Annotated in this window: 18 protein-coding genes; 11 read left to right on the top strand and 7 right to left on the bottom strand. The window is 73.1% G+C overall.

Going from position 1 to position 19,636, the window contains the following annotated elements; genetic code table 11:
- Nucleotides 1-323: 323 nt before the first annotated feature.
- Nucleotides 324-1,343 carry a glutamine synthetase gene (glnII, locus tag AB0J21_RS13985; protein WP_363146131.1) on the bottom strand — a complete coding sequence of 340 codons (1,020 nt, stop codon included), beginning with the start codon at nucleotides 1,341-1,343 and terminating at the stop codon, nucleotides 324-326.
- 303 nt (nucleotides 1,344-1,646) lie between these two features.
- On the opposite strand from glnII, the gene AB0J21_RS13980 reads away from it, so the two are divergent.
- Entirely contained in the window at nucleotides 1,647-1,943 is a 297-nt protein-coding gene (locus AB0J21_RS13980) for a hypothetical protein (protein WP_363146256.1), read from the top strand.
- A 9-nt stretch (nucleotides 1,944-1,952) separates the two neighbouring features.
- On the opposite strand, the gene AB0J21_RS13975 is transcribed toward AB0J21_RS13980, so the two are convergent.
- The gene (locus AB0J21_RS13975) at nucleotides 1,953-3,335 is read right to left on the bottom strand and encodes a DUF1254 domain-containing protein (RefSeq protein WP_363146130.1); all 1,383 of its coding nucleotides are present in this window, start codon (nucleotides 3,333-3,335) and stop codon (nucleotides 1,953-1,955) included.
- Nucleotides 3,336-3,916: 581 nt separating this feature from the next.
- On the opposite strand from AB0J21_RS13975, the gene AB0J21_RS13970 reads away from it, so the two are divergent.
- The 4 genes from AB0J21_RS13970 to AB0J21_RS13955 all read left to right on the top strand — a co-directional run bounded on the left by AB0J21_RS13970 (nucleotide 3,917) and on the right by AB0J21_RS13955 (nucleotide 5,979).
- Nucleotides 3,917-4,261: a hypothetical protein gene (locus AB0J21_RS13970; RefSeq protein ID WP_363146129.1), complete on the top strand. Its 345-nt coding sequence runs from the start codon at nucleotides 3,917-3,919 to the stop codon at nucleotides 4,259-4,261.
- A gap of 81 nt (nucleotides 4,262-4,342) precedes the next feature.
- A complete protein-coding gene (locus AB0J21_RS13965) occupies nucleotides 4,343-4,735 on the top strand; it encodes an STAS domain-containing protein (protein ID WP_363146128.1) in 393 nt (130 codons plus the stop codon).
- Between the two features lie 81 nt (nucleotides 4,736-4,816).
- Nucleotides 4,817-5,236, top strand: coding sequence for an STAS domain-containing protein (locus AB0J21_RS13960; protein ID WP_363146127.1), 420 nt, complete (start codon nucleotides 4,817-4,819; stop codon nucleotides 5,234-5,236).
- Nucleotides 5,237-5,382: 146 nt separating this feature from the next.
- On the top strand, nucleotides 5,383-5,979 hold the full coding sequence (locus AB0J21_RS13955) for an ATP-binding protein (protein WP_363146126.1): 597 nt from the start codon (nucleotides 5,383-5,385) through the stop codon (nucleotides 5,977-5,979).
- A 33-nt stretch (nucleotides 5,980-6,012) separates the two neighbouring features.
- Here the strand turns inward: AB0J21_RS13955 and AB0J21_RS13950 are convergent, their stop codons facing one another.
- A complete protein-coding gene (locus AB0J21_RS13950; protein WP_363146125.1) occupies nucleotides 6,013-6,594 on the bottom strand; it encodes an ATP-binding protein in 582 nt (193 codons plus the stop codon).
- A gap of 328 nt (nucleotides 6,595-6,922) precedes the next feature.
- Here AB0J21_RS13950 and AB0J21_RS13945 point away from each other — a divergent pair, with 328 nt between their 5' ends.
- From AB0J21_RS13945 to AB0J21_RS13920, 6 genes are all read left to right on the top strand, one after another.
- Entirely contained in the window at nucleotides 6,923-8,026 is a 1,104-nt protein-coding gene (locus AB0J21_RS13945) for a cobalamin-dependent protein (RefSeq protein ID WP_363146124.1), read from the top strand.
- The gene (locus tag AB0J21_RS13940) at nucleotides 8,023-8,400 is read left to right on the top strand and encodes an STAS domain-containing protein (RefSeq protein ID WP_363146123.1); all 378 of its coding nucleotides are present in this window, start codon (nucleotides 8,023-8,025) and stop codon (nucleotides 8,398-8,400) included. Before AB0J21_RS13945 ends, AB0J21_RS13940 begins: the two co-directional genes overlap by 4 nt.
- Nucleotides 8,401-8,623: 223 nt before the next feature.
- Entirely contained in the window at nucleotides 8,624-11,227 is a 2,604-nt protein-coding gene (locus tag AB0J21_RS13935) for a glycoside hydrolase family 97 catalytic domain-containing protein (protein ID WP_363146122.1), read from the top strand.
- Between the two features lie 239 nt (nucleotides 11,228-11,466).
- A complete protein-coding gene (locus AB0J21_RS13930) occupies nucleotides 11,467-12,036 on the top strand; it encodes a peptide deformylase (RefSeq protein WP_363146121.1) in 570 nt (189 codons plus the stop codon).
- A gap of 90 nt (nucleotides 12,037-12,126) precedes the next feature.
- On the top strand, nucleotides 12,127-12,738 hold the full coding sequence (locus AB0J21_RS13925) for a DUF5753 domain-containing protein (protein ID WP_363146120.1): 612 nt from the start codon (nucleotides 12,127-12,129) through the stop codon (nucleotides 12,736-12,738).
- A gap of 106 nt (nucleotides 12,739-12,844) precedes the next feature.
- Nucleotides 12,845-13,039 (top strand): helix-turn-helix domain-containing protein, encoded by a 195-nt coding sequence (locus tag AB0J21_RS13920; RefSeq protein ID WP_363146119.1) that lies wholly within the window; start codon nucleotides 12,845-12,847, stop codon nucleotides 13,037-13,039.
- Nucleotides 13,040-13,091: 52 nt separating this feature from the next.
- Here AB0J21_RS13920 and AB0J21_RS13915 read toward each other — a convergent pair whose 3' ends face one another.
- The 4 genes from AB0J21_RS13915 to AB0J21_RS13900 all read right to left on the bottom strand — a co-directional run bounded on the left by AB0J21_RS13915 (nucleotide 13,092) and on the right by AB0J21_RS13900 (nucleotide 19,587).
- On the bottom strand, nucleotides 13,092-14,075 hold the full coding sequence (locus tag AB0J21_RS13915) for a hypothetical protein (RefSeq protein WP_363146118.1): 984 nt from the start codon (nucleotides 14,073-14,075) through the stop codon (nucleotides 13,092-13,094).
- 180 nt (nucleotides 14,076-14,255) lie between these two features.
- On the bottom strand, nucleotides 14,256-16,361 hold the full coding sequence (fxlM, locus tag AB0J21_RS13910) for a methyltransferase, FxLD system (protein ID WP_363146117.1): 2,106 nt from the start codon (nucleotides 16,359-16,361) through the stop codon (nucleotides 14,256-14,258).
- A gap of 20 nt (nucleotides 16,362-16,381) precedes the next feature.
- A complete protein-coding gene (locus AB0J21_RS13905) occupies nucleotides 16,382-17,608 on the bottom strand; it encodes a lanthionine synthetase C family protein (protein ID WP_363146255.1) in 1,227 nt (408 codons plus the stop codon).
- Between the two features lie 38 nt (nucleotides 17,609-17,646).
- Nucleotides 17,647-19,587, bottom strand: coding sequence for a lantibiotic dehydratase (locus tag AB0J21_RS13900; RefSeq protein ID WP_363146116.1), 1,941 nt, complete (start codon nucleotides 19,585-19,587; stop codon nucleotides 17,647-17,649).
- Nucleotides 19,588-19,636 lie beyond the last annotated feature (49 nt).

The raw sequence follows: 19,636 nt of genomic DNA, 5'->3' as shown, positions 1-19,636 counted from the left end.
CCGGTCGAAGTCGTGGTGCTGACGGGACGGCCAGAACGGTTCGAGGTCGACGCGCACGACGCGACCCGTCACGGAGTTCTGGAAGCTGGCCATGCCGCTATTGAAGCAGAAACCCGCCCGCGCAGAACCCTCCTTCCCGCCATCCGGCCCGGCTTGACGCGACTTTGGCCTGAGCCTGCGGGTGGCAGGGGCCGCCGTCGGCCGCTGCGACGGCGGGCGGGAGGCGGCGCCGGGCACGCGGAAGAGCGCCCACCGGTTCGTCGGTGGGCGCTCCTCGCGCTTGCGGGAGGCCGGTCGGCCGGACGCCGCCGGGCCGCGCCGGCTCAGACCTGGCCGGCCTTCTCCAGCGCCGTGCAGCAGGTGTCCGTGATGAGACGGGTCACCAGGTACGGGTCGACGTTGGCGTTCGGGCGGCGGTCCTCGATGTAGCCCTTGCCGTCCCTCTCGACCTGCCAGGGGATGCGGACCGAGGCGCCCCGGTCCGAGACGCCGTAGCTGTACTCGTTCCACGGGGCGGTCTCGTGCAGGCCGGTGAGCCGGTCGTCGATGCCCGCGCCGTAGTTCTTGACGTGGTCCAGCGGCTTCGAGCCCTCGCCCAGCGACTCGCACGCGGTGATGATCGCCGGATAGCTCTCGCGCATCGCCTTCGTGGAGAAGTTGGTGTGCGCGCCCGCGCCGTTCCAGTCGCCCTTGACCGGCTTCGGGTCGAGGGTCGCGGAGACGCCGAAGTCCTCGGCGGTGCGGTACAGCAGCCAGCGGGCCACCCACAGCTGGTCGGAGACCTCCAGCGGGCTGAGCGGGCCCACCTGGAACTCCCACTGGCCCGGCATGACCTCGGCGTTGATACCGGAGATGCCGAGACCGGCCTTGAGGCAGTTGTCCAGGTGTGCCTCGACGATGTCGCGGCCGAAGATCTCGTCGGAGCCGACCCCGCAGTAGTAGCCGCCCTGAGCGGCGGGGAAACCGCCCTCAGGGAAGCCGAGCGGACGCGAACCCTGGAAGAAGGTGTACTCCTGCTCGATGCCGAAGACGGGCTCCTGGGCGGTGAACCGGGCCGCCACCTCGCGCAGTTCGGCGCGGGTGTTGGAGGGGTGCGGCGTCATGTCCGTGTTCAGGACCTCGCACAGCACCAGGATGTCGGCGCCGCCGCGGATCGGGTCGGGACACGTGAACACCGGCTGGAGCACGCGGTCCGAGGCGTGGCCCTCGGCCTGGTTGGTGCTGGAACCGTCGAAGCCCCAGACGCCGGGCTCCTCACCCGCCGCCAGGATCTTGGTCTTGGACCGGAGCTTGGCGGTCGGCTGGGTGCCGTCGATCCAGATGTACTCGGCCTTGAAGCTCACGGGGCCACTTCCTCGGGTCATGGGGTGCGGGTACCGGCCCGGTGCGCGCGGGCGCGCCCGGGCGCGGGGCTTTCGCCCGAAGAATGCCAAGGCGCGATGTCCCGGCCGTTGCCCGCCTGTGAACCACGTGTTACCGGCGGCGCGGCGGGACACGAGGGGCCCGTGAGGCGGATACGGGAGCGCTCAAGCCCCCTTTCACCAGCGGCTTTTGTCAGTGCCCCGCAGTAAAATGGAGGCATGTTCGAAGGGGGTACGGGGGTCCCGCACTGCGCGGCTCCCGTGTCCTCCCGGCCTCTCAGGAGGATGCCCGTGGCCCGTTCCGCGACCCTTGACCCGACCGAGACCGCCCTGTTCGACCTGCCCTACGCCCCCGTCGAGAAGAAGGCGCTGCCCGCCGGGCGCCCCCGCGAGTGGTACATAGCGCACAACCGCCGGCTCAAGGCCATGCGCCTGGCCATCACCCTGCTCGACGCCGGGGTGTGGCGCGCCGAGCAGGCACCGAACCGGACCATCCGGCTGGCCGCCGAGCGCGTCGGCGTCCACCCGCCCTCCGACACCACGTGCCACATGGTGCGCGCCCTCATGCGCTACAGCCGCTGAGCCCCGCCCTCAGGCCGGGCCCGCGCTCCTGAGCAGCCCCGGCAGGACGTAGCTCCCGTCGAGCACCTCGGGAGCCGGAAGGTACAGCCGCAGCATCGGGCGGAAGCCCCCCGCGGGCGCCGGCAGCCAGTTGGCCGCCCGCGCGGGGTCCCGGGGCCGCCGGTGCTGCACGTACAGCGTCAGCCCGCCGTCCGGGTCGTACACCAGACCGGGGGTGCCCGGCCCGATCGCATACCGTCCCGCCGGGTTGTCCACGAGCCGGCGCTCCGGCAGGCCGTACATCGTCAGCGACCAGAACGCCCGCGCCGGCGGCGGCTGCGGGAAGCGCAGCGTGTAGGCGTACGCCCCGTCCAGGGGACGCCCCTCGGCGTCCTGGAAGGTCTGCGCGTACACCGTCTCGTAGCCGTGCCGGCCCCACAGGCCGACGCGCGCCGCGACCGCCCGGGTCAGGTACGAGGCCGTCCGGTCGGGCAGCCGCCACCGCGGCGAGTCGATCGTGCCGATCCCGAAGTGGTCCAGGTTGTAGTCGAAGAGGTGCGGTTCCATCTGCCAGCCGCCCCCGCCCCGGGTCGGGGGACGCCACGCGGCGGCGTCGATCTCGGCCCTCCCCGCCGCCATCCCCTCCTCCAGCGCCGCCACCAACCCCCGCGAGGCCCCCGCGTACGGCGTGGGGCCCTCCTCCAGCAGCCCGAGCGGCTGGAACCGCTCCTGGTAGCGCTGGTCCGCCGAGGAGGGCGGGAAGTCGGCCGCCCACACCCGCAGCCGTTCGAAGAAGCGCAGCTCGGGCGGGGCCTGCGGATCGGGCGTCGGCAGACCGCCCCGGCCCAGGCCGGGCGCCGTCAGCGAGTGCAGGGTGAAGCCCCGCTGGAGCGCCCGCACGGCGGGCACCTCGTCCTCCCCGGCGCACGCGATCCGCCCCACCAGCGACATCACGGTGGTGGGCGCCTCGATCACGCCGCGCACACTGCCCGGCGCCTGCCCGCTCCAGCCCGGCGGGACGAGCAGCCAGCTGCCCGCCTCCGTGCCGGTCGCGCGCTGCCCGAGGTAGGCGACGTTGTCGGTCCACGCGTCCACGAACTGGAGCACGTAGTACCGGCCCCCGGTGTCCGGGACCTGGAGGACCAGCGGGCCCTCGGACAGATCGAGCTGGGCGATCGAGTACAGCGTGTCGGTGCCCGCCGAGACCGCCGGGGTCCGCGGGTCCGCGAGCCGCTGCGCGTGCGCGAACCGGTTGAACGGGGTGCCCGGCAGGTTCCCGAACCCGTGCTGGACGAAGGCGGCCACCGTCTCCAGGCCGTACACCAGCGGGAAGCCGTAGACGTACGCCTGCGCGGCGAGCGCGGCCAGGTCCCGCGCACGCGCCCTGCTCTGCGGTGCGGAACTGCGGCTCATCCGGGCTCCAGTCGCTCCAGTCGCTGCGGGACGGCCGTACCACGCCCGCTCCCGCCCTCGCCGGGAACCGGCCCCCGCTCCGTGCCGACCGCCGTGCGCGCGCCCCGGTCCGCCCCTCCGGACGGCACCGGGGCAAGGCTCTTCAGCCACCAAGGTCACACGGCGCGAGGCCCGCCGCATCCCGAACGCGGGGCCGGGCGGGGCCCGGCCCACCGGCCCGGCCCGTACGCGGATACGGATGTTCCCCGGGCCGGGTGGTGTCCGCCGCGCGGTGGGCCCTTTCGGAAATCGGACAAGCGCTCCGTGACCGGCACAAGGGTGAACCGGCGCTGCGCCGGGCCCGCTCGCTCGTTGGCCGGAACAGCCCCCGACGGCGAACAGCGACCACCACCGGCCGCGGGCGGCACCCCGCTTCCGTGCGAAACGTTCCGCCCCACGCGAGAGGACCCTCCGATGCGCCACCACCCCCGCCACCCCGCCGGAACGCCGAAGCCGCGCGGGGCGGCGCCGCCCGCACCCCCGGCCCCCGGCGCCGCGCGAGGGGCCGCGCGGCACGGCGTCCCGGAAACGGGGTGGGCGCGATGAGCCGGCTCTCCCTCGTCCTGTGCGCCGGGCACCTCGCGGGCGTGGCCTGGCTCGGCCACTGCGCGACGGCCGGCGCGCGGCACGGCGCCTGGTGGACCGTGGCCGCCTTCGTCGCCGTCTCCGCGCTCCTGCTCACCGCGATCCTGCGCGAGACGGAGTGCGCCGACGAACACGTCCCCCGTCCCGCCCCGCCCCGGACCCGGGAGGCCGCCCTCGCCGACCGCCTCGCCATGGACTGGCAGGACTTCGAGGCGCTGTGCTGCCTGCGCGCCTGGGAGTCCCGGGGAACGGCCCACGACACCGCCCACTGCGCCCGCACGGACAGCGACTCCCTGGCCTGAGACGCGCGGGGACGACGGCGCGTGTCCGGCGGTTCGGGGGGTACCCGGCGGCGGCCGGGGAGGCTGAGGCAGGATGCCGTCATGCCCGATCCCGCAGAGCCTGAGAACGAGCCGGACGACTACGAGCCGGAGAGACCCCCGCCCGCCGTCGTGGAGGAGCCCGCGCCTCCCGCCGCCCCGGACCCCTCCGGCATGTGGCTGGTCACCGCCACCGGGGAGCTGGACCTCGACACCATCGGCGGCCTGCGTGCCGAACTGGAGGAGGCGGCGGAGCGCTACCCCGTCGTCCTCCTCGACCTGAGCCAGGTCCCGTTCGGCGACTCCAGCTTCCTCAACCTCCTGATCCGGGTGCGCCGCACCACCGACCTGCGCCTCGTCGCGCCCACCGAGCCCCTGCGCCAGCTCTTCGCGCTGACCGGCACGGACGAGGTCCTCCAGGTGTTCGCGACCGTCGACGAGGCCATCGAGGGCTGACCCCGGCCCCGGCCCCCGCCCCGTGCGCGGCCGCCGGGCACCGAGGGGCGCGGGAAGCGGCAGGTGTGGGATCGTGTGGCCATGTTCCTCAGCGAGGGCGGGGCGACCGTCACCGGCACGGCCCTGGGCCCCGCGGCCTTCGTGGTCCGGGTCGGCGGCGACATCGACCACGAGTCCGCGCCCCTGCTCCAGGAGGCCCTCGACACCGCGGGGCGCTCCGGGGCCGGGCACACCGTGATCGACCTGTCCGGCGTGGGCTTCGCGGACTCCACCGTCCTGCACGTCCTGCTCGGCGCCGAGCGCGAACACCGCGGCGCGGGCCGGGAGCTGAGTATCGCGGGCCCGTTCGGCGCCACCGTACGGCGCCTGTTCGAGATCACGGGAACCGCGCACCACTTCCGGCTGCGGCCCTCCCTCGACGCGGCGCTCGCCGGGTCCCCGGACACCACGCCGGACCGGCGGGACCGCCGCGAGGACCCGCCCGCGGGCGGCGCCGTATGACATGCGAGGGCGCCACGGCGGGAGCGGGCGGCCCCGGCGCCCCGCACGCCCCCCGGGCCGGCGGCGCGCACGGCGCCTCGCCCCCGGCAGCGGCCACCACCGCACCGACCACGCAGGCAGGGCAGGACAGAGTCCGGACGGGGACCATGGCGCACACCGAGACCACCGGCGCAGCACCGGAACCGGACGGCGTGTCCGCCCGCGCCCCCCAGGACGGCCCCCGCCGCGCCGCCCCGCCCCGCCCGGCCGCGCTCCCGCGTACCGCCGCCGAGGCCCGCCGCCTCGTGTCCGACCTCCTGACCACCCGGGACGGGCACCCCGCGGACGGCGCCCCGGGCGGGGACCACCCGTACGGTGCCGGTGGCCCGGGAAACGGCGAGCACTCCTACGGCGCCGGGGACTTGAGGCGCGGCTACGCCCGTGAGGACGCCGGGCACCACCGGGAGGCGGCCGAACGGGCCCGTACCGATGCGCTGCTCGCCGTCTCCGAACTCGTCACCAACGCGATCCGGCACGGCGGCGGCCTCACCGGTTTCACCGCGCGCCTCACCCCGGACGGTCTGCTCCTGCACATCGAGGACGCCGACGAGCGACCGCCCGTCACTCGCGATCCGCTCGCCGGGCCGGGCATCGCGGTGGGCGGCTACGGCTGGCCGCTCGTGTGCCGGATCGCCCGCGAGGTGGCGGTGGCCCCGCTGCCGGAGGGCGGCAAACGCATCACCGTCCTGCTGCCGCGCTCCTGACGGACGCCGTCGGCGCCGTCGTCGAGGCCGCGGTCAGGGCGGCGGCGCGCAGCGCTGGGCCGGGATGAGGCCGCTCGGCCCCTGCTGCGGCATGGGGTGCAGCGGAATCCAGGCCCGGATCGTCTTGCCGGTCGCCGTACGGGTCACCTCGGTCCAGGCGATCCGGCACACGAGCGGCCAGCCGTAACCGCCCGGGAGACCGCCCCCGCCCGCCAGGTCCCCGCGGTCCGCGGCGCCCTGGGCGTCCCCGGCGTCCTGGCGTACGGGGGGCTGCCCGCTGCGGTCGGAGGCGGTGACCTCGATCATGCCGTCGACGAGCGCGACCCGGAACCCCGTGACGCCACCGCCGTGCCGCAGCGCGTTGGTCACGAGTTCCGAGGCGACCAGGACCGCGTCGGCCAGGACCAGGACGTCGACCGGGGGAGTGAGGGGGAGCAGCAGGTCATGGACCCGTTCCCGCGCCTCGGCCGGCCGCAGAGCGAGCACGGCCTCCGGCGGACCCGGGCGCTCAGGGGATTCCGTGTGCTCCGGGGGCGCGACCGGCTCCGCGTGGCCCGCCTCCCTCTCCGTACCCCCGGTCCCCTCGGTCCCGTCGTCCGGACTGTTCGGCTCCATAGCGACTCACCTCTCGCTCACCTCGCTCTCCGCTGACCGCCCCCACAGGTGCCGGGTGCCCCGTAGCGGCGCCGGGTCACCTCCGGAACGACAAGTCCCACGGACGGAGCAGCGCGGGGACGCGTGGTCCTGCGCCGCCCCGGGCCGCGCGGAGGCACCGCTTCCCGGACCGGCGACACCCGCGGCGCCAGAGGCATGCCGGCGCCGGAGTGGGTAAGAAGGGCGGAACACGACAGGTCCGCGGAGGACGGACGTGCCGGTGGTGGACGCGTCGAGCGAGACCCCCGCCGGACCAGGGACGAGCCCCGGAAGGGCAGGCGCACGCACCATGACCGCAATCCCCGCGCGGGGTCCGGCCACCGACGTGGACCGGGCACGTACCCGGGACCGGCTGTGGAGCGCGCTGGAGGACGGCGACGAGTACGCGGCGGGCACGGTCGTGCTCGGCGCGGTCGACGAGGGACTGGCCCCCGAGGACGTCCTCCTGGAGGTCATCGCCCCCGTCCAGCGCAAGGTCGGCGCCGAGTGGGCGGCCGGCCGGCTCTCCGTCGCCCGGGAACACGCGGCGACGGCCATCAACGACCGCGTCGTGGCCGCCCTGGCCCACCACCTCCGCACGGGCCCGGACGAGCCCTCGGCGGGCCGGGTCACCGTGGCCTGCGTGGACGGAGAGTGGCACGCGCTGCCGGCCCGCCTGGTCGCCGAGGTGCTGCGGCTGCGCGGCTGGCGCGTGGACTTCCTGGGCGCGCAGGTCCCCGCCCCGCACCTGATCTCGCACCTGCACCTGACGGCACCGGACGCGGTGGCCCTGTCCTCCTCGATCGCGACCCGGCTGCCGACCGCGCACGCGGCGATCACGGCGTGCCAGGCGGCGGGGGTGCCGGTCCTCGCGGGCGGCGCCGCCTTCGGGGCCGACGGACGGTACGCGCGTCTCCTGGGCGCCGACGCCTGGGCCCCCGACGCCCGCACGGCCGCCGACCTCCTCGCGGCCGGACTCCCCGGCCGCACCGGTACGGTGGCGCCTCGCCCGCCGGGTCTCCTGCCGCACCTCAAGGACCAGGAGTACACGCTGGTCAGCCGCTCGGCCCGGCAGCTCGTCCGCGGCACCCTGGCCGGTCTGGAGGAGCGCTTCCCGCCGCTGCGCGCCTACACGGCCGCCCAGCGCGGGCACACCGTCGACGACCTCGCCCAGATCGTCGACTTCCTCGCCACGGCCCTCTACACCGACGACCCCGGGCTGTTCACCGGCTTCCTCACCTGGACCGCCGACATCCTCGCGGCCCGCCACGTACCGCCCCGCTGCCTGCTCCCCGCCCTCGACGCGCTCCACGAGCAGCTCAAGGACTTCCCCCGGGCGCTGCGCCTGATCGACGAGGCCGGCCGGGCGCTGCGCGCGCACCTGGACGGCACGGCCACCAAGGAGGACACGTGACAGCGGCTCAGGGACCCCGGCCCGCCGACCCGCTCGCCCTGGCGGTCACCCACCCCGCGCCGGGCGTGATCCGCCTGCGGCTGACCGGCGCGCTCGACTTCGACACGGCGGAGCACCTGCTGCGCACCGTCCGCCACCACCTCAGGGCATGGCCGGCCCCCACCGCGTACGAACTCGACTGCTCGGGCCTGACCGCGTGCGACTCGACGGGGCTCTCGACCCTCCTGATGACGCACCGGCACACCGAGGAGGCCGCCGTCCCGCTCACCCTGACCCACCGCCCCGCCTTCCTCGACCGCCTCCTCGACCTGACCGGCACCCTGCACCACCTGACCCGGCCGGCCGACGGGCGCGAGGTGCCGGGGGTGGGATGACGGAGGGCGGAGACCGTCCGCCCTGTGCGATTCCGTCGCTCCGTACCGGACATTGGTCGGTTCTGTACGGAGCATTGACCGTGAACCGTCAAAACCACACACTGGCGGACATCATCCTCCACAGCGAGAAGGTGTTCCCATGCGTCGAAGAGGACGTGTCCGGTTCACGGAAGCGGGCTCGCGCACGGCCCGGCCCCTGACGTTCTTACTCCGCTGTCTCCTCGTGCCCGCCCTGGTGGCCGGATTCCTCCAGGTCACCGCGGCCGCGCCCGCCTCGGCGGCGCCCGCGGCCACCACCTGGACGGTGACCGGCCCCGAAGGAGGCTCCGCCGCCTCCGCCCAGGTCACCCTGGACGGCGGCGCCCTGCGCTTCGCGGTCTCCCACGGCGGCCGGTCCGTGCTGTCCCCCTCGCCGATCGGCGTCCAGACCTCCTCGGCGGACCTGACCCAGAACCTCAGCTTCACGCGGCGCACCGACCGCACGGTCACCGAGTCGTACACGATGACCACGGGCAAGCAGCGCGAGCGGCGCACCCCCTACAGCGAGTCGACGCTGTCGTTCACCGGCACGGGCGGTGCCCGGCTGGACGTCGTGGTCCGCGCCTCCGCGAACGGCGCCGCCTACCGCTACGTCCTGCCGGGCACGGGCTCCGTGACGGTGCTCAAGGAGGCGTCCTCCTGGTCCGTGCCGGGCACCGCGCGAGCCTGGCTGGCCCAGCCGCACCGCGAGGACCAGGGGAAGTGGAACCAGTACACGGCGGCCGACGCGCCGACCAACGACTACGCGATCCCCGCCCTGTTCGACGTCGGCGGGACCTACGCCCTGCTCGCCGAGACGGACCTCGACGGCCGCTACGCGGGCAGCAGGCTGTCGCACCAGGCCGGATCGGGCACGTACACGACCTCGCTGACCGGCGGCTCCGTCACCGCGAGCCTGCCGCTGTCCACGCCCTGGCACACGGCCGCCGTCGGCACGCTGGGCGCGGTCACCACGTCGACCATCGTGGACGACCTGGCGCCCGCCTCGAAGGTGAGCGACACCTCCTGGATCGCCCCGGGCACCTCGTCCTGGTCCTGGCTGACCGAGCACGCGAGCCCGAGCGACCCCGCCCGGCAGCGCGACTACATCGACTTCGCCCAGCGCCACGGCTGGGACTACGTGCTCGTCGACGAGGGCTGGCAGTCGAGCTGGGTGCCCGACCTCGTGAAGTACGCCTCCCAGCGCGGAGTCCGCGTCATCCTGTGGTTCAACTCCAGGGACCTCCAGACGGCGGAGCAGCGTGCCACCTGGCTGCCCCGGATCAAGGGCTGGGGCGTCGCGGGCGTGAAGGTCGACTTCGCCTACGAGTTCACCCAGCCCACCCTGAAGTTCTACGACGCCCTGCTCGCCGACACCGCGGCGCAACGGCTCATGGTCAACATCCACGGCAGCGGCACCCCGCGCGGCATGCAGCGCACCTGGCCGCACGTCATGACGGGCGAGGCGGTGTTCGGCGCCGAGCAGCAGCAGAACCGGGCCGCCCTCAACACGATGCTCCCCTTCACTCGCAACGCCATCTCCAGCATGGACTTCACCCCGGTCGTGTTCAGCCTGGCCAACCGGGACACCACCGACGCCCACGAACTCGCGACGGCCGTCGTGTTCGAGTCGGGCTGGCAGCACCTCGCCGACAACCCGGAGAGCTACGGCGCCCGGCCCGAGGCGCTGCGCATCCTCGACCAGTTGCCCACCGCCTGGGACGAGACGCGGCTGCTGGGCGGCGAACCCGGCCGCGAGGCCTACCTCGCCCGGCGTGACGGCGGCCGCTGGTACCTGGGCGGCATCTCGGCCCTCGCCGCGAAGACGTACAGCCGCCCGCTCGACTTCCTCGGCGGCGGCCAGTGGCTCCTGGAGACCGTACGGGACCGCTCCGGCGGCTCGGGCGGCCTGGTGCGCGAGACACGCGTGGTGACCAACGCGGACACCCTCTCGGTGGCGCTGGAACGCAACGGCGGCTTCGCGTCCGTCGCCTGCCCCTACACGAGCGGCCTGACGACCTGCGGTTCGGCGAACGTGGACGGGGTGCTGAAGGGCGCGCAGTCCGGACTGTGCGCCGACGTCCCCGACAACAGCCACACCGCCGGCACGGCCGTCGCGCTGTGGGACTGCAACGGCGGCGCCAACCAGAACTGGCGGCAGACCCCCGCGGGCACGCTGACCGTCTACGGCGACACGTGCCTCGGCGTCGCGGGTGGGGCCACGGCGGGCGGGACGGCGGTCCAGATCCAGGGCTGCGACGGCACCCGCGCACAACAGTGGACGGTGCGCGCGGACGGCGCGGTCGTGCACACGGCCTCCGGCAGATGCCTCGACGCCTACGACAACGGGACGGCGAACGGCACCCGCCTGGTGATCTACGACTGCAACGCCGGCGCCAACCAGAAATGGGCGCGCACCGCGGGCATCGGCATCCTCAAGGGCAACCAGTCCGGCAAGTGCGTCGACCTCCCGGCGAGCAACCAGGACAACGGCGCCCGGCCCGCCCTGTGGGACTGCAACGGCGGCGCCAACCAGACCTGGACCTCCTCGGCCACCAACCAGCTCCGGGTGTTCACCACCAAGTGCCTGGAGGCGGCGGGCGGGGCCGGCGCGGACGGCACCCCCGTCCAGCTCTACGACTGCACCACCTCGGCGGGCCAGCAGTGGCGGGTCCGCTCCGACGGCACGGTCGTCAACGTCGCCTCCGGCAAGTGCCTGGACGCGGAGGGCGCCGCCACCACCAACGGCACCCGCCTCGTCCTGTGGACCTGCACGGGCGGCGCCAACCAGAAGTGGGCCCGCGGCTGACGGGACCTTGACGGAGAAGACCCGGCCGGGCCACCTCGACGGTGCGCCCGGCCGGGCTCGTCCCGGAAAGAGCGGGAACTGCCCGGCCGCTTGAGCGAGTTCGGCCCCGATCCGCAGTGACCGCGGTGGGCAGCGGACTTTCCCGTGGATCACGACCACGCCCGCACCGCAGGCTCGGTACCGTCTGTCATGGCGAGCTGAGCGCGGCCCGAACGCGGGGCGCACCAAGGAGAGTTCAGATGACGGACCTGCGGCCCAGCCGGCGGATGCGAGACCTCGGAGTCGTCCACCAGGGCGCCGCCCTTCTCACCGAACCGGCCCGCGCCTTCGATCTGCCGGCCGAGCGGGACGAAGCAGCGCGCGACGTGGACGAGCTGTCCGCCGCCATGGACCGCATCGGCCAGGCCCACCCCTTCGCCAAGGGCATGGGCCTCGCGGCCCCGCAGATCGGCATCGGCCGCGCCGCCGCTGCCGTCCGGCCACCCGGCGACGCGCCCTCCCTCGTCCTTCTCAACCCGCGGATCACCGGCGGCTGTGACGAGACGGACGAGTACTACGAGGGCTGTCTCAGCTTCTTCGACGTGCGCGGCCTCGTGCCCCGCCCCCTGAAGATCACTGTCGAGACCACGGCCCCTTCCGGCGAGACCCTGACCACCGGGTACGAACGCGGCCTCGCCCGCCTGGTCCACCACGAGATCGATCACCTGGAGGGCCTGCTGTACACCACCCGTATGAACGCTGGAGCCGCCCTCATTCCCGTGGAGCAGTACCGGCAGACCGGGCAGGCTTGGGCCTACGACCGATCGTGACACCAGGCGCTGCTCCGAGGAAGAGGCCGATCGGCCTCGCGCGCTCTCCGGGAACACACAGCGCGACCGGCCCGAGACGAGGAGGAAACGGTGACCCGTTCTGTTCCATGGCAGGAGCGCCTGTCCGCAGGCACCGAGGCGGTTCAGGAAGAAGTGATCCGCTGGTACCAGGAGACGCCCCACGGGCAGGCTTATGTGCCGAACATGATCTGGGGGACGCTCCAGACGGAGGCGTACGCCACGGTGATCCTGGGGCAGGTCGTCGACTTCCTCGGCGTTCCGGACGACGTGCCCGCGGGCGTGGCCAGACGCATGCAGCGGCAGCAGGTCCTGTACGACGGTGAGCACCACTACGACGTCGTCCTCGGTGAACAGGCCCTCCTCACCAGCATCGGCGGGCCCGAGGTCATGGTGGAGCAGATCGACCGGATCCTCCGCGACATCGAGCTGCCCTCACTCACCCTGGGCGTCATCCCGGCCGCGGCGCCCGTGGACATGCTCCCCACCCATGCCTTCAACCTGCGCGGGGACGAGGCCCACGTCGAACTGGTCTCCTCGGGCGTGGACGTGACCGAGCGGTCCGAACTCGACCTGTACCGGGAGGCGTTTCGTCGACTGAGCGACGCGGCTCTCCACGGGGACGACGCCAAGGAACTCCTGCTCAAGGCACGGCTCTTCTGGAGTGAGACCCGGCACGGCTGACGAGCGCTTTCCGCATCGGGTCGTCGACTGCCTGCTCAGGTCACAGTCCGGACCCCCAGGGCTGTCACCTGCTGAGCCCGCAGTACAGGAGCCCGCAGTGCCCCGAATGCCTCGTCCCACCACTGTCAGTGGTGCCGGCCCGTTGCCGTTGGCCACACCGGAGGAGGTAGCGGCATACCTGGGTGTGCCTGTGAAGACGCTCTATCAGTGGCGTCATCGTCGTACCGGCCCCACCGTCCACAAGGTTGGTCGTCACCTGAGGTATCGATGGCCTGAGGTGGACGCGTGGCTGGACGAGTGAAAGGCGTTGCTTGGCAGTGCGGGTTTGTTACGCCTGGCGGCAAAGTCAAATTTCAGGATTGTGCGAGGCTTTGTCGGAGCACCTGCCCCGCTTCCCGGAGTGCTCCCTGGAGAATCCCAAGGGTTCCCTCCGAAAGGTGTCCCACCCCAAGAGCGCACACGTTTACCAGCTCTTGGCAGCGCACTGTCTCTTCATAATCGAGGAGCCGTCTGGATCGATCGTGGCTCAATATCTCACGGGCCGCATAGCCGTCACTTGCAGCGATGACTCGGGACACAATGCGGTCTACGAGCGTCCGGCAGTCACGGTGGGCAATCCCCATGACGTCGAGAATGGTGAGGCCGAGACGGGTGTCGAAGACGGTACGTCCGGGCTCCTGTGCGCCCTGAAGACAGACGTTCTCCAAGGCGATGAGGTCTTCCTCCCGTGCAGATCCGGACTCCAGCCTCCCCGCCGTGTCGAGGGTCTCGGTGATGGCGCGTTCCCAGGGTTCGCCCGGTTCTGTCCCAGCGATCAGGTGTGTGACGCGCTTGTAGTCCTCGTTCGCGAGTGCCGCGACCACCGCGACTTGGCGGCCGTCGAACATGCGTCGCCCGACGCCTCGGTACCGCTCGATGTGCGCCTGGGCCTCTTCCCAACGACCGACTGACGTCAGGGTGCGAGTGCCGTCAGCGAGGAGTACGCGCCACAACCAGCTTCGCACCTCGTCTCTGTCCGAGGCGGTGGAGACAAGGTCGGCCGGAACGGTGATCGCGCCGTTCGTGAATTCGACGGCGGCGCCGACCGCCTCGAAAAGGGCGCTGATGCCGCGCCTTCCCGCGCCCAGGTCCCCGGCTCGGATGTCCAGGCGGGCGAGGTTGATGAGCGGTTCCAGCCCGCGGATGGCGCTCATCGCCGGAAGAGGTGCTGCTCGCACGTATGCGCTCGCGTGCGTCAGGCAGATGTCGCGTGCCAAGTCAGGAAGGCCGATGTCGGAGGCGAGCAGGGCGGCCTGATTGTGCACGGAAGACGCGATGCCTTGATCGTCTTGGCGCACGCATTGTTCCGCAAGGTCGCTCAGGGCTCTCACGCGTTCCGTGAGAGGCAGGCACGCCGGCCTGAAGCGGGCGATGAGTGGGAAGCGTCGGGCTATGGAACCGTTCCGGTCCACGCGGGTCCTCCACGACAGCAGGTGGGGCGTGCTCCCGCCCATACGGGAGCGGGAGCACGCTGAGGGTCACCGGGTCCAGTCGACGACGACCTGGTTGAGGGGGGTGCCGATCATGAAGCGTCCAGGGGCGGGCGCGAGTGGAGCCGCGTCCGCCGGGCGCAGCTCGAAGACGGCCTGCGCATTCCGGCAGTCGTGGTCCCATGCCCGGATCGCCGCCGCGACGCGGGCGACGAGTTCCTCGCTTCCGGGGCCGTGCCCGACGACGCCGAACTCCCAGAGCTTGCCGCCCTCGGGGGTCTTCCTGTCGGACAGCCGACGGGCGAGATAGGCCAGCGCGCCCTTCTCGAAGGCGGCGGTGGAGCTCGGGTACGGGTCCTCGGCCAGGAGTGTTCCGGCGGTCTTCGCGCGGTCGAAGGCCATCCAGTTCAGGCCGCTGGGCAGGGTGAGGGTCAGCCACAGCTCCATCCACTCGGGGGATTCCATGGCCCGGAAGGGGACGCCGGTCCACGCCTGCGTGGAGGGCTGGTCGAGGACGTTCGCCAGGGCATCGGCGTCGACCGCTTGGTCGGTGTTGGTCTGGAGGAAGACGTCCCCGGTCGCGGTGATGGGGATAAGGGGCCGGGCGTCGTCGGCGATGCCTCGCCGTAGCGGCATGAAGGTGTTCATCGCGCTGCTGACGGAGACGAGGGCGTCGCCGCGCCGCTCGTAGGCGATGGAACGGTTCACGCTGCCGCGCAGTCGCTGGGGCACGAGCAGCCGTCCGCCGGGGGCGAGTTGGTCGAGCCAGGCGTGGGGGATTCCGTGGGCGCCGACGGTGGCAATGATCTTGTCGTACGGGGCGCCGTCGGGGTGGCCGAGTGCCCCGTCGCCGAGCACGACGGTGGCGTTGCCGACGCTTGCTGCGGCGAGGTGTGCTCGGGCGCCTTCGACCAGGTCCTCGTCCACGTCGATGGTGGTGACGTGTCCGGATTCGCCCACGAGGTGGGCGAGGAGCGCGGCGTTGTAGCCGGTCCCGGCTCCCAGTTCCAGCACCCTCTCGCCCGGCTGGGGCTGGAGCTGTTCCAGCATCGTGCTCACGACACTCGGCTGTGACGCGCAGCTGATCGTCTGGCCGCTGTCGTCCCACTTGACCGGCACGGTCACGTCGGCGTACGCGTCAGCCAGTGCCGCGTCGGGCACGAAAAGGTGCCGAGGTACGGAACGCATCGCCTGGATGATGCCGGGGGTCCTGAGCCTGCTCTCGGCGGCGACTCGGTCAACCAGGGCGTTGCGGAGGAGGTCTGCGCTGGCGTCGGTGGCAGCGGCGGTGTTGGTGGTGTCGGTACTCACTTCCGCGAGGCTAGCGTCCTTATGCTCCATGCCCTGCGTGGATTTGGTGCTGTCGTTCGGTGAAGCCATGACGGTCTCTTTCGCTAGTGCTGACATCGCGCCTTGGTGCTCGGTCGGGAGGCGGGCGCGGTTGGCGTGGAAGATGAAGTGGTGGGCGAGGACCGCGCGCAGGCCGCGCTCCAGTCGCCCGTTTCGGGCGAGGTGGCCCAGGACGCGACCGGTGCGCTCGAAGGCGCGGACCCAGGTGTCGTGCCCCGCGAGCGGACCCCTGTTCGTTGGGTCGCACAGCGTTCTGATGTTGACGTTCAGCAACTGGTGCATCGCCGTCACTGTGCGGGGGTCTCGCACAATTCCAGCCCACCGGACCCCTTGCCGGAGCTGGAGGACTTTGTTCCAGACGTCACCCTGTTCGTACCAGTCGAGGCCGGCCGCGCGCATCATGGCGACGCACAGCACGACGGCGGTCTCCTTCCGGCCCAAGTGCCTTTCGGCTTCCGGATATGCGAGCAGGTGGTGGCTGTCGTGGTGGAAGAGTGCGTGGGCGGCGTCCATGGCGGCGGGTCCGCCGAAGGCGGCGGTCTCGGGCTCGTAGATGCCGTCGGTCCAGCCCTGGATACGGTCGTCGGCGGCGAGTTGATCGAGGAGACGCGCGAGGGTGTCGCGGGCGCGTTCGTCGTGCTCGTACCGCAGCGGCCAGGGCTGCTTGTTCATGAACCACCAGCCGCGAAGCAGCCCCTTGCTCTCGGCGGCGAGGAGAGCGGGGCCGAGGTGGTTCGTGATCACTTCCTGGGCGCTGTCGCGGTCGTGGAAGACGATGTTGTGCTGGGACCAGAGGTGGGGCATCGGGTTCCTCGCTGTCGAGGTCAGGAGAGCAGGAGGCAGGCGTCCCAGGCGGAGCGGGGCGAGGCACCGGTCGCGGGGGCGAGGGTGGCGAGGGCGAGGCCCGCGGCGCCGTCGAGCAGGCCGGGGCCGCCGTCGTCCGCGAGCAGCAGTGCGTCGAGGGTCTTCTCCGGATCGCCGCCGGGCGGCAGGACGGCGGCGAGGAGGGCGGGGAGAGCCGCGCGGAGTGCCCCGGCGGTCGTCGGGAGGGCGTCGGCGGCGGTGCGGGTGGCGACGTGGGCAAGGCCAGCGAAGCCGTGGCACAGAGCGGTGCCCGTGGCCGCGGCGAGCTGCTCCGGGTCGGTGAGCGCGGCCAGGAGGTCGCGTTCAGCGGCGAGTTGGCGGTCGTGATCGTGGAGGGCGAGGGCGGCGAGTTGGCGGGCCCGCGCCTGCCCCGCCGTTCCGTAGCACCAGGACGGGCGGACCGTCTCCCTGCGCGCGAGGCAGCCGGAGCGTAGTTCGGCACGGGTGACCCAGTACAGCGACGCCCCCTTCCTGCCGCTCGGGTCAGTCCACCGGTCCAGCCACGCGCAGACCCGGCGCACGGCGTCGAGCTGTCCCGGTACGGGAGGGCGGCGGAGGGCCGCGAGCGACAGCAAGAAGAGCACTCCGGCGATCCCGTGCGCGGCGGAGTGGTTGGCGTGCCCGCCGGGGAAGCGGCCGTGTGGGCGTCCCGACGGCCCGGACAGGGCCCACCAGCCGGGGAGTTCGTCGCCGTCGTGGGTCAGCGGCTCCGTCAGCCGTACGAGGTAGGCGAGGACCTCGCGCACGGCCGGTCCGCCCGGGTCCCGGCGCAGCAGGTAGGCGCCGTAGCCGGTGAGCCCTTGGAGCGCGTCGAACTCGGCCAGGCGTGGCGGTTCGCCGCGGTCAATGCGGCGGTGCGCCTCCGCCACCCGATGCCGGGCCTCGGCGGCGATGCTCCGGTCGAACTCGTCCAGCGTCCGCCGGTAGGCGCCGGGGAGTTGGTCGGCGGCGCAGGCCAGCGGGTGGGCGAGGGCGGGGACGCCGTAGAAGGGGTGGCTGTCGTGACCGCTGGTGACGGGTGCGGCGGACGCCGCCGACAGCCAGTCATGGACGCGCTGCCAGGGCCGTTGCCCGGCGGCGGCGAGCTCGATGTGCAGCAGGGCGATACCGGGGATGCCGTGCGCGAGGGACTGCCGCCACCACGGGGCGCTCCGGATACGGGCGGGGGCGAGACCGGGATGGGCCAGCCGGTCGGCGGCCAGGGTGGCGAGTCCAGGGAAGTCCGTCACGCGCGCTTCCCTCCCTCGCGGGCCGTCCACGCCTGGGCGGCGGTGCGCGCGAGGTAAAGGCAGACCGCTTCCTCGGGGAAGTCGATGGCGACCGCGCGGACGAAGTGGACGTGGAGCAGGGAGCCGAGGACGTCGTCGGGGTCGATGCCGTGCGTGTGCGGACCGGGCAGGTGCGCGCGGTAGGCGGACAGCGCGCGGTCGCGGTCCTGCCAGGCGCGTACGATCGCTGGTCCGCCGCGCTCCGTGATCAGCGCCTGCCACTGGTGGCGCGGGTCTGCCAGCTGGTTGGCCTCGGTCAGCTCATGACGGGGTACGGGTTCGGGCGCGCGTGCCGGGACGTGGGCGATCAGCCAGCGCATCGCCTCGGCTGTACCGCCGAGGAAGGCGGTGGCGATCGCGAGGGTGTGGGCGACGACCAGCGCGCGGCGCGAGGGGCGTACGGGCTGGCGCAGCTGGGCGAGCAGGGCGCGCGAGTCGGCGCGGAACACGTCCTCGGCCGCTTCCCACGCGGGCCCGGAGCCCCAGCGGCCGGTCTCGGGGTACGACGTCGGGTAGCGCACTTCGCGCAGCAGGCCCTTGCGGTGCAGTGCGTCGGCCCAGGCGCTGACCTCCCCCGCCACCGTCCCGAAGGCGTTCGGCTCGGGGAGGGCGATGCGCACGCGGAGGTGCTGGTCTGGGTCGCGGAAGCGGACGTACCACCAGGGCGGCGCGCCGAGGCGGTCGAGCAGGGGCGGCAGGTGCCGGGCGAGGATCTCGTCCTGCCGGCGGATGTCCCCGTACAGCCCGGCGAGGAGCACGGTAGAGGTGGCCGGGGTGTCGTGGCGATCCCGGCCGATGACCCGCTGACGGGTTGGCGAGGGCAGGCGCGGCCACGCGGGCGGCTCGGTCGCGCGGAGCGGGATGACGACCTCGTGGGGGCGGTTCTCGCACCAGCCCGTCTCGTCCAGGGACTCGGTGAGGACGGCCGGGGTTCCCCGGTCCAGGTGGGTGCGCAGGAGGACGCGATGGCCGCTGTGCCCCAGGTCCAGGAGCAAACGGCGGTCGCCCTCGGTCAGACAGACGCGGGTGGGCAGGCGGCGGAGCGCGCGCCAGGAGGTGAACGCCTCGTCCCACGCTCCCCAAGCGGCCGACCGGCCCGGCAGTTCGGCGGGTTCGAGGCGCCAGCGGGCTGCCGACAGGACGGTACGGCCGTGCCGCAGGCGGGGCAGGAAGGGCATGGTCCGGGCCGCTCCCCAGTCGAAGAGCGTCACGGTCGCGCACTGGGCGCGGCTCAGCTCGATCAGGTAGCGGGCAAGCGGCGGCGTGTGCGTGTCGAGGTTCAGTGCGTGCATCCCGATGGCTTCTACGCGCCGCCCCTGCTCCGGGACGGCGAGGTACATGCGGCGGCCGTCGCAGCCGACCGCGAGGTCGTCGGGCGTGAGCACGTCGTCGGCCGGGGGGCGGTGCTCGTCCAGGCTGATCACGGTGGGCAGGACCTGCGGGGCGCGAGCGATGTGCGCGGTCTCCGCGACGAGCGGCGGGAACGACAGTTGCGCGGGGACGGTGCCGGAGTCGGCTGTGGGGAGAACGGTCACCTCCGCTACCAGGCTCCCGCGTTCCTGCGGTCCCAGCGTGTCGAGGAAACGGCCCGTGCCGACGCCGATCCCGCGCGATACGCTCACGACTTCCAGGCGGAAGTCACCGTGCTCCAGATCCTCGGCGTTGGCCGCGTGCACCCGTACCGCGAGTTCGAGGTGCGGGGGGAGCCGGGCGGGCTCCGGCCCCCGGGCAAGGTCCGCGAGCGCGGTCTCGTCGAGCACGACCTCGTCGCGGCCGTCGAGGGCGGCGGCCTGCGCGAGCCGTACGAGCGCCTCGTCCCGTTCAGAGACCGGCCGCGGCTCCACCGGTGCCGTGCCGGGGTAGCCGTCGGGGAATCCGATCCCGCTATCCCCGACCACGTTTCGCGCAGCGGCACCATCGAGCCGATCCCGAACCGCTCGTAGAACC

The sequence above is a fragment of the Streptomyces sp. NPDC049954 genome (assembly GCF_040656295.1).
Taxonomy (GTDB): Bacteria; Actinomycetota; Actinomycetes; order Streptomycetales; family Streptomycetaceae; genus Streptomyces.
The sequence above is the reverse complement of the archived record's forward strand: the minus strand, read 5'-3'. Positions and strand labels throughout refer to the sequence as shown.

Bases quoted from the DNA above. Each gene is read 5' to 3' on its own strand.
- AB0J21_RS13945 (WP_363146124.1), top strand. From the start codon at position 6,923: ATGACCGCAATCCCCGCGCGGGGTCCGGCCACCGACGTGGACCGGGCA.
- AB0J21_RS13970 (WP_363146129.1), top strand. From the start codon at position 3,917: ATGAGCCGGCTCTCCCTCGTCCTGTGCGCCGGGCACCTCGCGGGCGTG.
- AB0J21_RS13980 (WP_363146256.1), top strand. From the start codon at position 1,647: ATGCCCGTGGCCCGTTCCGCGACCCTTGACCCGACCGAGACCGCCCTG.
- AB0J21_RS13965 (WP_363146128.1), top strand. From the start codon at position 4,343: ATGCCCGATCCCGCAGAGCCTGAGAACGAGCCGGACGACTACGAGCCG.
- AB0J21_RS13975 (WP_363146130.1), bottom strand. From the start codon at position 3,335: ATGAGCCGCAGTTCCGCACCGCAGAGCAGGGCGCGTGCGCGGGACCTG.
- AB0J21_RS13950 (WP_363146125.1), bottom strand. From the start codon at position 6,594: ATGGAGCCGAACAGTCCGGACGACGGGACCGAGGGGACCGGGGGTACG.
- AB0J21_RS13930 (WP_363146121.1), top strand. From the start codon at position 11,467: ATGACGGACCTGCGGCCCAGCCGGCGGATGCGAGACCTCGGAGTCGTC.
- AB0J21_RS13960 (WP_363146127.1), top strand. From the start codon at position 4,817: ATGTTCCTCAGCGAGGGCGGGGCGACCGTCACCGGCACGGCCCTGGGC.
- fxlM (WP_363146117.1), bottom strand. From the start codon at position 16,361: ATGCCCCACCTCTGGTCCCAGCACAACATCGTCTTCCACGACCGCGAC.
- AB0J21_RS13920 (WP_363146119.1), top strand. From the start codon at position 12,845: ATGCCTCGTCCCACCACTGTCAGTGGTGCCGGCCCGTTGCCGTTGGCC.
- AB0J21_RS13955 (WP_363146126.1), top strand. From the start codon at position 5,383: ATGGCGCACACCGAGACCACCGGCGCAGCACCGGAACCGGACGGCGTG.